The organism is Nonomuraea sp. NPDC050540, assembly GCF_044457485.1.
GTDB lineage: Bacteria > Actinomycetota > Actinomycetes > Streptosporangiales > Streptosporangiaceae > Nonomuraea.
The window spans coordinates 123929-136749 of the sequence record NZ_JBITHA010000006.1 but is presented as its reverse complement, the minus strand read 5'-3'; the positions used below and the strand labels follow the sequence as shown (position 1 = coordinate 136749).

Annotated in this window: 12 protein-coding genes; 8 read left to right on the top strand and 4 right to left on the bottom strand. The window is 70.3% G+C overall.

Annotated features, from left to right (window positions below; all coding sequences use genetic code 11):
* Positions 1–2: 2 nt before the first annotated feature.
* Entirely contained in the window at positions 3–1091 is a 1089-nt protein-coding gene (locus ACIBI5_RS21800) for an LLM class flavin-dependent oxidoreductase (protein WP_397249414.1), read from the bottom strand.
* A 16-nt stretch (positions 1092–1107) separates the two neighbouring features.
* Positions 1108–2337 (bottom strand): MFS transporter, encoded by a 1230-nt coding sequence (locus ACIBI5_RS21795; protein WP_397249412.1) that lies wholly within the window; start codon positions 2335–2337, stop codon positions 1108–1110.
* Between the two features lie 295 nt (positions 2338–2632).
* Here ACIBI5_RS21795 and ACIBI5_RS21790 point away from each other — a divergent pair, with 295 nt between their 5' ends.
* Genes ACIBI5_RS21790 through ACIBI5_RS21760 form a run of 7 tightly spaced genes read left to right on the top strand, consistent with a single transcriptional unit; the run spans position 2633 to position 11137 of the window.
* A complete protein-coding gene (locus ACIBI5_RS21790) occupies positions 2633–3865 on the top strand; it encodes a cytochrome P450 (protein WP_397249410.1) in 1233 nt (410 codons plus the stop codon).
* Positions 3866–3867: 2 nt separating this feature from the next.
* Positions 3868–5349, top strand: coding sequence for an aldehyde dehydrogenase family protein (locus ACIBI5_RS21785; RefSeq protein ID WP_397249408.1), 1482 nt, complete (start codon positions 3868–3870; stop codon positions 5347–5349).
* Positions 5350–5363: 14 nt separating this feature from the next.
* Entirely contained in the window at positions 5364–6965 is a 1602-nt protein-coding gene (locus ACIBI5_RS21780; protein WP_397249406.1) for a tryptophan halogenase family protein, read from the top strand.
* The gene (locus ACIBI5_RS21775) at positions 6962–7516 is read left to right on the top strand and encodes a flavin reductase family protein (protein ID WP_397249404.1); all 555 of its coding nucleotides are present in this window, start codon (positions 6962–6964) and stop codon (positions 7514–7516) included. The genes ACIBI5_RS21780 and ACIBI5_RS21775 overlap by 4 nt, the downstream gene beginning before the upstream one ends.
* On the top strand, positions 7513–9219 hold the full coding sequence (locus ACIBI5_RS21770) for a non-ribosomal peptide synthetase (RefSeq protein ID WP_397249402.1): 1707 nt from the start codon (positions 7513–7515) through the stop codon (positions 9217–9219). Before ACIBI5_RS21775 ends, ACIBI5_RS21770 begins: the two co-directional genes overlap by 4 nt.
* Positions 9216–9953 (top strand): thioesterase II family protein, encoded by a 738-nt coding sequence (locus ACIBI5_RS21765; protein ID WP_397249400.1) that lies wholly within the window; start codon positions 9216–9218, stop codon positions 9951–9953. Before ACIBI5_RS21770 ends, ACIBI5_RS21765 begins: the two co-directional genes overlap by 4 nt.
* On the top strand, positions 9950–11137 hold the full coding sequence (locus ACIBI5_RS21760; RefSeq protein WP_397249399.1) for a cytochrome P450: 1188 nt from the start codon (positions 9950–9952) through the stop codon (positions 11135–11137). Before ACIBI5_RS21765 ends, ACIBI5_RS21760 begins: the two co-directional genes overlap by 4 nt.
* A 100-nt stretch (positions 11138–11237) precedes the next feature.
* Here the strand turns inward: ACIBI5_RS21760 and ACIBI5_RS21755 are convergent, their stop codons facing one another.
* Both ACIBI5_RS21755 and ACIBI5_RS21750 read right to left on the bottom strand, forming a co-directional pair.
* Positions 11238–12008, bottom strand: a complete 771-nt coding sequence (locus ACIBI5_RS21755) for an LmbU family transcriptional regulator (RefSeq protein ID WP_397249397.1) — start codon at positions 12006–12008, stop codon at positions 11238–11240.
* Positions 12005–12247: a hypothetical protein gene (locus tag ACIBI5_RS21750; RefSeq protein WP_397249395.1), complete on the bottom strand. Its 243-nt coding sequence runs from the start codon at positions 12245–12247 to the stop codon at positions 12005–12007. The genes ACIBI5_RS21755 and ACIBI5_RS21750 overlap by 4 nt, the downstream gene beginning before the upstream one ends.
* A gap of 416 nt (positions 12248–12663) precedes the next feature.
* Here ACIBI5_RS21750 and ACIBI5_RS21745 point away from each other — a divergent pair, with 416 nt between their 5' ends.
* On the top strand, positions 12664–12819 hold the full coding sequence (locus tag ACIBI5_RS21745) for a hypothetical protein (RefSeq protein WP_397249393.1): 156 nt from the start codon (positions 12664–12666) through the stop codon (positions 12817–12819).
* Positions 12820–12821: the final 2 nt, after the last annotated feature.

Here is a 12821-nt window from a genome sequence, read left to right as displayed (position 1 = left end):
CACTACCTCCACATGTCGTTCGGCCAGACCGCGGGCAGCACCTTCTCGACCAGCAGCTGGGCCGCCTCGCCGATGTCGGGGCCCAGCGGCGCGCCGAGATAGAACTCGCCGAAGCCGGCCGACCTGGCGGTCCGCGCCACGGTCTTCATCCGCTGGGCGCACTCCTCGGGCGTCCCCGAGATGAGGAGCCCGTCGAGCAGGTCGTCGGACACATCCCGCGCGGCCTCGGCCAGGGGGGCGCCACCGCGCAGTGCCGTGCGCACCCTGGCGCACGAGTCCATGTCGAACCCGGCCCGCGACAGATCCGGCCACAAAGCGGGGTTGCCGGCGACGATCGCCGCCTGCCTGCGGGCGAACTCCCGCGCCGCCTCTCCGTCCTGGGAGACGCAGCAGTTCAAGCCGTAGAGCAGCCGGAACGGCCGGCCGGCCGCGGCCCGTCGCTGCCCCAGGGCGACCAGTTCGCCGACGATCGCGTGATCGCCTGACTCCAGGGCCGTGTACGACACCGCCGGATAGGTGCTGGTGCAGATCATGCCGTCGGCGACCTCCTCGGCCAGGTCTCTGGTCTTGGGCCCGCCCACGGCCATCAGGATCGGGATCGGCTTGGTGACGGGGAACGACAGCTGCGCGATGGCGTCCTCGCGCCAGCCCAGCCGGTCGCGCAGCAGCGGGTACTCGCGCAGCAGCACGATCTCGCCCGCCCACAGCCGCCTGATGAGCCCGATGCACTCACGCAGCAGATCGAGCACCGCGCGCTTGGAGAACATGCTCGACACCAGCGAGCCGCCGGTGCCGACGCCCATCTGCACCGAGCAGTCCGGTGCGACCAGCTCGGCGACGGTGGCCATCGCGCTGGCGATGTCGATGGGGTTGCGCGACAGCGGGATCGTCACGCCGCTGGCCACCCCCACCTGGCGGCCCGCGGCGATCGCCGACATCAGGATGTGGGCGTTGCGCGAGAGCATCTGGTCGGGCACCCAGATGGTGCTGAACGCGGCGCCCAGCACCGAGCTGGCCGAGAGAATCTCGCCGGCCGGTACCCACGGAGCGATCTGGACCCCTGAGGGCCGGACCGCGGAAAGCGTTGTCATGAATCGTCCTCTCCGATCAGGTGAGCCCGCGCTTCGGCTCTGACGTGCGCGAAAGTGTTGCCACGGTCACCGCGCCGGCCAGGGCCAGAGCGCCCGCGACCACGTAGGGGAGCTGGGCGGGGCCACCGCTCAGGGCGTTGACCGCCGCGGGAACCAGCCCGGCCAGGGCGAACCCGCCGTTGATCGACAGGGCCGTCCCCGAGGCGCGGATCGAGGTGGGGAAACGCTCGTTCAGGAAGATGGGCAAGGGGCCGAACGCGGCGATGGTCAGCCCCGACACCAAGAGCGCCGGCAGCATGACCAGGACGGGGGAGTCCACGCCGGCCAGCCACAGATACAGCACGGGCAGGGCGACCGCGTTGACCATCGAGGTGTACAGGAGCATGCGCCGCCTGCCGTACCGCTCGCTCAGATGGCCGCTGAGCGGTGCGAAGGCGAAGGCGATCAGGTTGACCCACAGCAGGATGACGCTGACCGAGGCCAGGCTCAGCCCGTTGACCAGCTGCAGGAAGCTGGGCAGCAGTCCCATGGTGAGCAGGAAGAACGTGCCGACGCCGAAGACCACGGCGATGTTGGCCACCAGGGCCCTGCGGTGCGGGCCGCGGGCGAGCAGCGGGGCCAGCGGGCTGCCGGAGCGGGTCTCCTTGGCCGTCCATACGGGCGATTCCTCCACGTGCTTCATCACGAACACGCTGACCAGCACGGGCAGGCCCCCGGCCAGGAACATCGCGCGCCAGCCCCACTCGGCGAAGGCGTCGCCGGGGAAGAGCCTGGTCGCGGCGAACAGGGCCAGCGCGGCCAGGAGGCTGCCCAGCGCGGTTCCGCCCCCGCCGACCAGGCCCGAGACGAGCCCGCGCCAGCGCGGCGGGGCCGACTCCGTCGCCAGGGTCAGCGTGGAGGCGAAGACTCCGCCGACGAACAGGCCCTGGACCAGGCGCAGGACCAGCAGCAACAACGGCGCGGCGACACCGATGGCGTGGGCGCCGGGCAGCAGGCCCATGAGCGCCGTCACGCAACCGACACCGAGCAACGCCAGGACCATCGCCCGTTTGCGGCCGTGGCGGTCGGCGACGGTGCCCATCAGCGCGGCCCCGATCGGCCGCATGATCAAGGTGGCGGCCAGCGCGACATAGGCGCCGGCCAGCGCCAAGGCGGAGTTCTCGAACGGGAAGAACACCGCCGCGATGGTGGGCGCCACGAAAACGATCACATAAAGGTCGTACAGGTCAAGAGCAAATCCGATCATCGACGAAACGGTTGCCCTGATTCCACGTGATGGCTTATCAGTCGCGTGGATTAGTGCGTTCTCGGTCTTCACCGACAGCCCCTTTCAACTCGGAGACGCTCACCATCGTGCGCGCTGGGCCGGCTCCTTGACAAATGCCGGGAATCGGCCGACCTTAGTCGCAAGTGTGCGCAGGGTTGCGCCTATCCCCATGCTTCCCATTCTTTATTTCGCGGGCATCGGTGTGCTCAAAAAGAGGAAGTGATCGCTGATGACAGTTGGCACCGAAATTCGATCCCAGAAGGTGCGGGTCGACATGTTCGGGAAGGAATTCCTGAACGACCCCTACCCCGCCTACGCCAAGCTCAGGAAAGAGGAGCCCGTCCACTGGGACGATCGGCTGAACGGGTGGGTGATCACACGGCACGACGACGTGTACGCCGCCCACCTGGACCCCCAGACGTACTCCTCCCACCGCCTCGGCGCGATGGTCTCCAACAGGGTCGGCCCCACCTCCTCGGACGAGATGAAGACGTTCATGGATCTCGCGCCCGAGTGGATGCTCTTCCGCGACCCGCCCGACCACACGCGCATTCGCAGGATCATGAACACCGAGTTCAGGGGGCGGGACGTCCGCGCCCTGCGCCCCCGGATCGAGGAGATCGCCGCCGGGGTCATCGACCAGGCGGCGGCCAAGGGGGAGTTCGACCTGGTCAAGGACTTCGCGTACCAGCTTCCCGGGCGGGTGCTGGCGGTGATGTACGGCCTGCCGCCCGCCGAGGGCGTCCGCCTGACCGACTGGTGGTACGAGATCCGGCACATGCAGCGGGTCTTCCTCGGCGCCGATCCGACCCAGGTGGCGCCGTCGGGCAGCTCGGTCGCCGAGGCGTTCAGCGCGATGACGCCCTATCTGGCCGAGATCATCGCCGACCGGCGGCGGTGCCCGAAGGAGGACCTGGTCTCGCGGGTGATCACCCTCAGCGAGCAGGGCACGGAGGACGGGCAGCGGCTGGACGAGCACGAGATGTTCGCGCACCTGCTGCTGCTGCCTCTGGCCTCCTTCGGCACCACCATGGACCTGATCGGCAACGGGGTCCTCGGCCTCCTCGAGCAGCGCGACCAGTGGAACCTGCTCAGGAACGAGCCCGCGCTGATTCCCGCCGCGGTGGAGGAGGTGCTGCGCTACGACGCCTCCGTGCAGCTCACGCACCGGCTGGTGACCCGCGACCTGGAGATCGCCGGGCGGCCGATCGCCGAGGGCGAGCTCGTCTACCTGGTCCGTGGCGCGGCCAACCGCGACCCCGAGCGCTGGCCGGACCCCGACCGGATCAACCTGCGCCGCCACGACTCGGGACACGTGGGCTTCGGGGTCGGCATCCACCGCTGCCTCGGCGCGGGGCTGGCCCAGGTGATCACGGCCGCGGCGCTCAAGGCGCTCACCCAGCGCGCGCCCGGCCTGTGCCCCGTGCCCGGCCGGCCGCACCGGTGGAAGGCCGACACGCCGCAGTTCCGTGGCCTGGCCGAGTTCCCCGTCAGGAAGGAGCGGTAACGATGGGGCGGTCCGCGCAGCTCGTTCAGTCACACTGGATCGACGGCGACTGGCGGCTCTCCGAGGCGGTCGAGGGCATCGACGTGCTCGACCCGAGTGACGAGAGCCTGCTGGCCATCGTCCCCGCCGGCACGCCGGGGGACGCACGCAGGGCCGCCCAAGGCGCACGGGGGGCGCTGCCCCGGTGGGCGGCGACCCCGCTGAAGCAGCGGATCGCGTTCGTCGAGCGGCTGGCCGGCAGGCTGGCCGATCGAGCCGACGAGCTGGCCGAGGTCATCACCGCCGAGGTCGGCGCCCCCGTCACCGTGGCACGGCAGGCGCAGGTCGGCCTGGCCATCGCCATGACGGCGTCCTTCGCCGACCTGGCGGCCGGGTTCGCCTTCGAGCAGCGGGTGGGCAACTCCCTCGTGCTGAAGGAGCCCGCGGGAGTGGTCGCCGCCATCACCCCGTGGAATGTGCCGCTGCTGCTCGCCCTGCAGAAGGTGGTGCCCGCGCTGCTGGCCGGCTGCACCGTCGTGCACAAGCCCAGCGAGCTCACGCCCTTACACGCCTACCTGCTCGCGGAGATCACCGCCGAGTGCGGCCTGCCGCCCGGCGTCTTCAACGTCGTGGTGGGCACGGGCGAGGGCGCCGGCGCCGACCTGGTGCGCAGCCCGCACGTGGACCTGGTCTCGCTGACGGGTTCCGTCCGCGCGGGCCGCCAGGTGGCCTCGATGGCCGCCGGCCGGGTCAAGCGCGTCCATCTGGAGCTGGGCGGCAAGAACGCCAGCGTCGTGCTGGAGGACGCCGACCTGCGACCCGCGGTGGCCGCGACGGTGGATCAGATGTGCTTCAACTCCGGGCAGGCCTGCCTGCAGTGGAGCAGGCTGCTGGTGCCCGCCGACCGCCACGACGAGGCCGCGGAACTGGCGGCCGGCCTGGCCGGCAGCTATCGCGTGGGCGACCCGCGCGACCCGTCCACCGACCTGGGACCCCTCATCTCCGACCAGGCCCGTGAGCGCGTGCGCGGCTACATCAGAGGCGGGGTGGAGGAGGGCGCCAGGCTGCTGGCCGGAGGCGGCGGCGCGCCCGAAGGGTGCGAGCGCGGGTTCTTCGTGCGCCCGACCGTGTTCTCCGGCGTACGGGACACCATGACCATCGCCAAGGAGGAGATCTTCGGCCCGGTGCTGTCGATCATGCCGTATCGGGACGAGGAAGAGGCGCTCAGGATCGCCGACGACACCGCGTACGGCCTGCACGGGGCCGTGTGGTCCGCCGATCTGGACAGGGCGCAGGCCTTCGCCAGGCGGATGCGGGTCGGTCAGGTGGACATCAACGGCGGGCCGTTCAACGTGCTCGCCCCCTTCGGCGGGGTCAAGCAGTCAGGCATCGGCCGTGAATGCGGCCTGGAGGGGCTGGCGGAATTCTGCGAGACCAAGTCGCTCCAGCTGCCGTTGGAAGTGGCGGAGCCGGTCGGACCACGGCTTCGCGCACACGCGATCTAAAGGAGTCAGAGAACATGTTCCAGGACAACCGGGTGCGCAATGTCGTCATTCTCGGTGGTGGCACAGCCGGCTGGATGACCGCGTCCTATCTGGGCAAGGCGTTGCAGCGCACCGTCAAGATCACCGTTTTGGAGGCGCCCGCCATCCCGCGGATCGGCGTGGGCGAGGCCACCGTGCCCAACCTGCAGCGCGCCTTCTTCAACTACCTGGGGATCCCGGAAGACGAGTGGATGCGCGAGTGCAACGCCAGCTTCAAGGTGGCGGTCAAGTTCATCAACTGGCGCACGCCGGGGCCGAGCTCGCCGACGCCGCAGCCGCTGGACGGGCGCACCGACCAGTTCTTCCACCCCTTCGGCCTCCTGCCGTCGGCCGACCAGATCCCGCTGTCGCACTTCTGGGCGGCCAAGACGCTCAAGGGCGAGAGCGACGAGCCGTTCGACTACGCCTGCTTCAAAGAGACCGCGATCATGGACGGCAACCTGGCGCCGCGTCACGCGGACGGCAGCCCGGCCACCTACTACGCCTGGCACTTCGACGCCCAGCTCGTCGCGGGCTTCCTGCGCAGGTTCGCGACGGAGAAGCAGGGCGCCGAGCACGTCGAGGACGAGATGACCGAGGTGCTGCGCGACGAGCGCGGCTTCATCACGGCGCTGCGCACCGCGGGCGGACGGCTGCTGGAGGGCGACCTGTTCATCGACTGCTCGGGCTTCCGCGGGCTGCTGATCAACCAGACGATGGAGGAGCCGTTCATCGACATGAGCGATCACCTCCTGTGCGACAGCGCCGTGGCCACCGCGATCCCGCACGACGACGCCGCCGACGGCGTCGAGCCCTACACCTCCTCGATCGCGATGTCGTCGGGATGGACGTGGAAGATCCCGATGCTGACCCGCTTCGGCACCGGCTACGTGTACTCCAGCAAGTTCGCCACACGGGACGAGGCGACCGAGGAGTTCTGCGGGCTGTGGGGCCTCGACCCCGAGAACACCAAGCTGAACCACATCCGCTTCCGGGTGGGCCGCAACCGGCGCGCGTGGGTGCGCAACTGCGTGAGCATCGGGCTGGCCTCCTGCTTCCTGGAGCCGCTGGAGTCCACCGGGATCTACTTCATCTACGCGGCCATCCACCAGCTCGCCAAGCACTTCCCCGACCGCACGTTCGACCCGGTGCTGAGCGACTGCTTCAATCGCGAGATCGAGGAGATGTTCGACGACACCAGGGACTTCATCCAGGCGCACTTCTCCCTCTCCCCGCGCACGGACACGCCGTTCTGGCGGGCGAACAAGGAACTGGAGCTGGCCGAGGGCATCAAGCGGAAGATCGCCATGTTCAAGGCGGGACTGCCGATCAACCTGCCGATCACCGACGAGCGGGGCTACTACGGCAACTTCGAGGCCGAGTTCCGCAACTTCTGGACCAACGGCAGCTACTACTGCATCTTCGCCGGCCTGGGACTGCGGCCCGGGAAGCCGCTGCCCGCGCTGACGTACAAGCCTGAAGCGGAGGAAGCGGCCGACGCGCTGTTCGCCGACGTCAAGCGCCACCAGGAAGAGCTCGCCGCCACCCTGCCCACCAACTACGAGTTCCTGCGGCGGATGCACGGAGAGCGCCGATGAACGGCCACGAGCTGAGAGTCTTCGAAGAGCCCGTGGCGTCGACGGCCGAACATCGCGCGCTGATGAGCAGGTTCCCCACCGGGGTCGCCGTGATCACCGCGCTGGACGCGGCCGGAGTTCCGCAGGGCATGACGTGCTCGTCGGTGACCAGCGTCACGCTGCACCCGCCGACGATCCTGGTGTGCCTGCGCATCGGCAGCGCCACGCAGTGCGCCGTGCGCCAGAGCGGCGCCTTCGCCGTGAACCTGCTGCACGGGGAGGCGCGCGCCACGGCGGAGCTGTTCTCCGGGCCCGCCCCCGACCGGTTCGGCGCGGTGCGCTGGATCAGATCGGAGTCCGGGCTGCCCTGGCTGGCCGATGACGCCTTCGCGATGGCCGAGTGCCAGGTGAGCAGAGTGCTCAGGCACGGCGATCACGAGGTGATCTTCGGACGGCTGGTGGGCGTGGTCATGCGACCCGGAACGCCGCTGCTGCACGGCATGCGGTCGTACTCGGTCTGGCGGCCGTCGTTCCTGGCCGGCCCCGCGGACGTGGAGGAGATGAGCGCATGACGGTCAACGTCGATCTGGCGCGGATATTCGATGCCATGGACAGGTGGGCGGCCGTCCAGCCGTCCGGCACCGCGGTCCACGCGCCCGACGGGAGCCTCACCTTCGCGCAGCTCGCCGAGCACACACACGCGATCGCGGGCACGCTGGCCGCCCGCGGTGTGGGGCCGGGCAGCCAGGTGGGGCTGTGCTTCGGCCGCGGCCGGCTGTCGCTGCCCGCGCTGCTGGCGACCTGGTGGACGGGGGCGACGGCCGTACCACTGGACGAACGGCATCCCACGGACCGGCTCAGTTTCGTCCTGCGCGACTCAGGCGCGCAGGTGGTGCTGGGCGACCGCGTCCCCGCGGGCGTCATCCCGCAGCGGTGCGAGGTGCTGACCTCCAGCGCCGTGACCGCGGCGCATCCGGCCCCGCGCCGGGTCGGCCCGCATCCCTGCGGCATCGCCTACGTCATCTACACCTCGGGCACGACGGGCTGGCCGAAAGGGGTCGAGGTGCCCTACCGGGGCCTGGCCGCCTTCGTGGCCGCGCTGGCCGCGCTCGACCTGCCCGTGGGCGGGACGGGCGTCAACGCGGTGTCCCCGGCCTTCGACGGCTGGTTGTGGTGCGCGCTGCTGTATCTCCTCAACGGCCAGTGCATGACGATCGCCGGTGACGACCCCGCGGAGACGGTCGCCACCGCGCGGCCCGACGTGGTGTGCATGACGCCGTCCCTCCTGCTGGCCTGCGCGGGGGAGGTGAGCGCGGCTGAGGTGGTGGTGGCGGCGGGTGAGTCGCTTCCCGCCCCGCTGGCCGCCCGCTTCACCGGCAGGCTGCTTAACGTCTACGGCCCGACGGAGGCGACCATCGCGGCCACCTGCGCCGACACGGCCAGGGGCGACGACGTGACGACGATCGGACGGCCGCTTCGCGGCTACACCGTGCACCTCCTGGACGCCGATCTGCGCCCTGTCGCGCCCGGCGTCCCGGGGGAGCTGTTCATCGGCGGGCCCGCCGTCGCTGCGGGCTACCGCCATCGTCCGGACCTGACCGCCGAGCGGTTCCTCCCCGACCCGTTCACCGCCGACGGCGCCCGGCTCTACCGCACGGGCGACCTCGCGCTGCTGCGGCCCGACGGCCTGCTGGAGTACCGCGGTCGCTGCGACGAGCAGGTGAAGATCCGTGGTTTCCGCGTGGAGCTGACGGAGGTGGAGCGGGTCGCGGTGGAGACCGACGGCGTGCGCGGGGCGGCCGCCTACGTGCTGCCCGGCCGCGACGCGCTCGGGCTCGCGTTGGTGGTGTCCGCCGAGGAGTGCCTGGAATCGGTGCGTACGGCCTGCGCCGGCCGCCTGCCCGCGGCCGTGGTCCCCGCGCGGGTGACGGCGATCGAGGCGCTTCCCACCACCCCTGCGGGCAAGGTGGACCGCGCGGCCCTCGCCCTGATGACCGCCGCCACGTCGGCGCACGGGAGAGCACCGGTCACGCCGAGCGAGAGGGTCGTGGTCGAGGCGTGGGACGCCCTGCTGCCGCAGCCGGTGCACGACGTCGACGCCGACTTCTTCGACCTCGGCGGCCATTCGCTGCTGGCCGCGCGCGCGGTGGCGGCGCTTCGCAAGGCGACCGGGGTACGGCTGACGATCAGGCAGTTGCTGGCCCATCCGACGGCGGCCGGTGTGGCCGCCGAACTGGACCGGTTGGGCGCGGCCCCGGCGGAGGAGGTGTCGTGAGCGGATCCTGGCTGGTGCCCTTCCACCCGGGAGCGCCGCGGCCGGTGACCCTGCTGTGCCTGGCCCCCGCGGGGGCCGGTTGCGGGCAGTACCGCTCCTGGCAGGCCATGGCCGGCCAGGAGGTCTCCGTCGTCGGCGTCCAGCTTCCCGGCCGGGAGACCCGCTGGGGGGAGTCGCCGGCGACCGGCATGACCCAGGCGGTCACCGCGGTGCTCGAGGAACTGAAGGCGACGCTGCCGCCGGACGGCTCGCTGGTCGTGTTCGGCCAGAGTTTCGGCGGCCTGCTCGGCTACGAGATCACCCGCAGGCTGGGTGAGGAGTACGACCGATGGCCCCGCGCTCTGGTCGTGGCCGGCTGCCGCCCGCCCCACATGTGGGTGGGCGCCGGCCGCGGCCTGGCCGACCAGGACGCCGAGCTGGCCAAGCTGCTCGACGTGCGCGCCCTGGACGAGGACGACCTCGACGAGGACAGCCGTGAGCTGATGCTCGACGTCCTGCGGCAGGACGCGCGGTTGTCGCTCACCTACGACCATCACGCCGCGGCCCTCCCCTCCACGCTGGAGGCGTGGGGCGGCGAGACCGACGCCACCGTCACCTCCGCGCACCTCGACGGCTGGCGCGGCTACGCCGCTGGCGCCTTCCGCAGGCGGATGTTCCCCGGCGGACACTACTTCTGCCTCGACCGGACGGACGAGGTCGTCGCCGGGCTGAGGCGGCACTGGAGCCGACCATGAAGGTGAATCTCAAGGATCCCGACCTGTTCAGCCGGGGCACGTTCTGGCCCGTGCTGGCCTGGCTGCGGGAGAACGATCCGGTGCACTGGCACGAGGAGGACGACGGGCCGGGGTTCTGGGCGGTCACCCGATACCACGACGTCGTGGGCGTCTACACCGACCAGCGGTCCTACAGCTCCCGCTACGGGATGCGCCTGGACAGCGACCCCGGCGCGGTCGCCGCCGTCGCGCAGCGCATGCTCATCGTCTCCGATCCGCCCGATCACACCCAGCTGAAGAGCGTGCTGGCCAAGGAGTTCGGCCATGCCGAGGTGCCGCGCCTGCACGCGCTGGTCGAACGGGTCGTGGGGGAGGTGGTGGGCGAGGCGGTGGCCCGGGGCGAGATGGACTTCCTGGAGGTGACCAAGCAGATCCCGAACAACGTGGTGTGCGCGCTGATGGGCATTCCGCGCAGCGAATGGGACTGGGTGGGCACGGTGACCACCGAGGCCTTCGAGGGGGACGACGAGGAGACGCGCGCGGGCGCGCACGGCGAGATCTTCCTGTACTTCACCGAACTCCTCGCCGAGCGCAGGAAGAATCCCGGCCCCGACTTCGTCAGCCGGATCGCCGCCGAGCGCAGGAGCACCGGCCAGGGCGAGCGGCGGCCGCTCACCGATGAGGAGATCGTCTTCAACTGCAACGGTGTGCTGGCGGGCGCCAACGAGACCACCCGCTACTCGGCCGCCGGCGGCGTGCTGGCGCTCATCGAACGTCCCGATCAGTGGCGGCTCCTGCGTACGGCGGGGCCGTCCGGGGTGCCGGACGCCGTCGAGGAGGTCCTGCGGTGGACGGTGCCCGGCGTGCACGCGCTGCGTACCGCGGTCAAGCCCACCAAGATCGGCAACGCGCGCATCGCCGTGGGGGACCGGGTGACCCTCTGGAACGTCTCGGCCAACAGGGACGAGGCGGTGTTCGAGCACGCCGGGGAGTTCCGCGTCGACCGCTCACCCAACCGGCACATCACCTTCGGCGCGGGCAGGCACCTGTGCCTGGGCGCGCGGCTGGCCCGCCTGGAGCTGAAGGTCTTCTTCGAGGAGCTGATCAGCAGGGTCGGCCGGATCGAGGCGGCCGGTGAGCCGGTGTTCAACGCCTCCAACTTCACCTGGGGCCTGCGCAGCCTGCCCGTCCGCCTGTTGCCGTAAGCGCCTGGGGAGGGTCACCCTCCCCAGGCGCTCACGCGTGCGTGCGGAAAGAGGCCCCGCCATGTCTCCGGAGAGCTCATGGCGGGGCGAATCCTGATGATCATGACAGGGGGCGTTCGCCGCCTGACAGCACGAGCACCTCGCCCGCCGCGACGGGGGCGGCGGCATCGGATACGGCGGGCGTCAGCACGATCATCCCGTCACCGGCCGGAAGGGCCACGTTGCTCGCGCGCCGCTCGGGCAGGAGCAGCAGATCGGCCATCTGGTCCAGCACCATGGTCATCCAGTCGTGCAGGTTGTGCCGGGACTCTCCGGCGGCCTGCTGCCAGCGTTGCTCCCTGCTCTGGTCGATGTGCAGCGTGACCGAGGTCTCGGCCGGACGCACGCGGGCGCCCACGCTCCGGTTGCGCAGCTGGCGCCGGAGCTGGTTGCGCGACCAGCGGTTCTGCTCGGCCAGGTTCAGCCACTCGTCCTGCTCCTCGGGAGGAAGCGAGGCCAGCTCCGCGTGATGCTGGAAGCTGAGCCTGTCCCTGCGGCGGTTCATCGGGAAGCGGCGGGCCACCCAGGCGTAGTTGCGCAGCGTCTGGCAGTTCAGCGACGTGCCGGCGACGGCCCGCTGGTACCGGTCGGGGTAGACCCGCTCGCCGTAGTTGATCCAGTCGCCGAGCCACCAGGTCGACGAGTCGGTGATGAGCGCGATCTGCTTGCCCAGCCGTTCCCAGGAGGAGAACGGCATCGTCTGCGGAAGGACCAGGCCGACGCGCTTGGTGAGGGCGGTGCCGTCCACGCCGAGCCTGCTCGGGGCCGCCTCCGGTTTGCGGCCCGATACCTCGCCGCCTCTGGGTCGCTGGGCGCGCGTCGTCTCCATCATGGTCCGTTCCTGTGCGAGAGGGGCAACGGCTCCCAGGGGCCGTAGGCGACGGTGATGGCGCGTGCGACGACCTGAGCCGCGGACTCGCCCATGGCGGCCATCTCACGGTGCGCGCACTCGGCCGCCTCCCTGTCCATGCCGAAGTCCTCGATGGTGGTGTGCTGCTGATCGGTGAACATCACGGCGTATTCAAGGTAGCTGCCGATCACTTTGTGGGCTGGATCCAGAATTTGTGTCATGGCCTTCCTAAGCTTGTGTTCACATGGTTATCGACGGCGCCGGGAACGGGCGCTGCCTATTCGTTTGAATGAGTGCGCGGAGGCTGCGGAGTCAGGTGGCCACGGCAGCCTCCGCGGGCGCCGAACGGCCTGATCACTAGTAGGGGAGCAGCCTGCCGCTGGGGGTGCGCAGGTCGAGTTGCCGGCCCGCACGGGCCCGGGGCGGTCTCCGCATCTGAGATCTGATCATCGCCTTCCTTCCATTTCTGGTGATTCTTCGCTCAGAGTAGGTTTTTGGGGACGGCGGATCGACGCAATGGATCACGCGTGCACAGTGAAATATTCACATCGCACGAATGATGCGTTAACTAGGAATGCCGGCGCTCATGACTAATGATCTGGCTGTTCGGATTAGCTCCTCGACCAAGGAGAAAGTCATGATCGCTGCTGTTGTCCCGGCCGCCGACGTGCGGGCGGACTCCCACCTCGCGGTGCTCGCCACCCCGGACGTGCCCGCGCTCTGGGCGGCGGACCTCATCATCGACGACCTGGTCAACTCGGCGCGGCCGGCATGGCCCACCTTCACTGAGTGAGG

Excerpts from the sequence above, each read along its gene's own strand:
- ACIBI5_RS21800 (WP_397249414.1), bottom strand. The coding sequence starts at position 1,091 with ATGACAACGCTTTCCGCGGTCCGGCCCTCAGGGGTCCAGATCGCTCCG.
- ACIBI5_RS21795 (WP_397249412.1), bottom strand. The coding sequence starts at position 2,337 with ATGATCGGATTTGCTCTTGACCTGTACGACCTTTATGTGATCGTTTTC.
- ACIBI5_RS21790 (WP_397249410.1), top strand. The coding sequence starts at position 2,633 with ATGTTCGGGAAGGAATTCCTGAACGACCCCTACCCCGCCTACGCCAAG.
- ACIBI5_RS21785 (WP_397249408.1), top strand. The coding sequence starts at position 3,868 with ATGGGGCGGTCCGCGCAGCTCGTTCAGTCACACTGGATCGACGGCGAC.
- ACIBI5_RS21780 (WP_397249406.1), top strand. The coding sequence starts at position 5,364 with ATGTTCCAGGACAACCGGGTGCGCAATGTCGTCATTCTCGGTGGTGGC.
- ACIBI5_RS21775 (WP_397249404.1), top strand. The coding sequence starts at position 6,962 with ATGAACGGCCACGAGCTGAGAGTCTTCGAAGAGCCCGTGGCGTCGACG.
- ACIBI5_RS21770 (WP_397249402.1), top strand. The coding sequence starts at position 7,513 with ATGACGGTCAACGTCGATCTGGCGCGGATATTCGATGCCATGGACAGG.
- ACIBI5_RS21760 (WP_397249399.1), top strand. The coding sequence starts at position 9,950 with ATGAAGGTGAATCTCAAGGATCCCGACCTGTTCAGCCGGGGCACGTTC.
- ACIBI5_RS21755 (WP_397249397.1), bottom strand. The coding sequence starts at position 12,008 with ATGATGGAGACGACGCGCGCCCAGCGACCCAGAGGCGGCGAGGTATCG.
- ACIBI5_RS21750 (WP_397249395.1), bottom strand. The coding sequence starts at position 12,247 with ATGACACAAATTCTGGATCCAGCCCACAAAGTGATCGGCAGCTACCTT.
- ACIBI5_RS21745 (WP_397249393.1), top strand. The coding sequence starts at position 12,664 with ATGATCGCTGCTGTTGTCCCGGCCGCCGACGTGCGGGCGGACTCCCAC.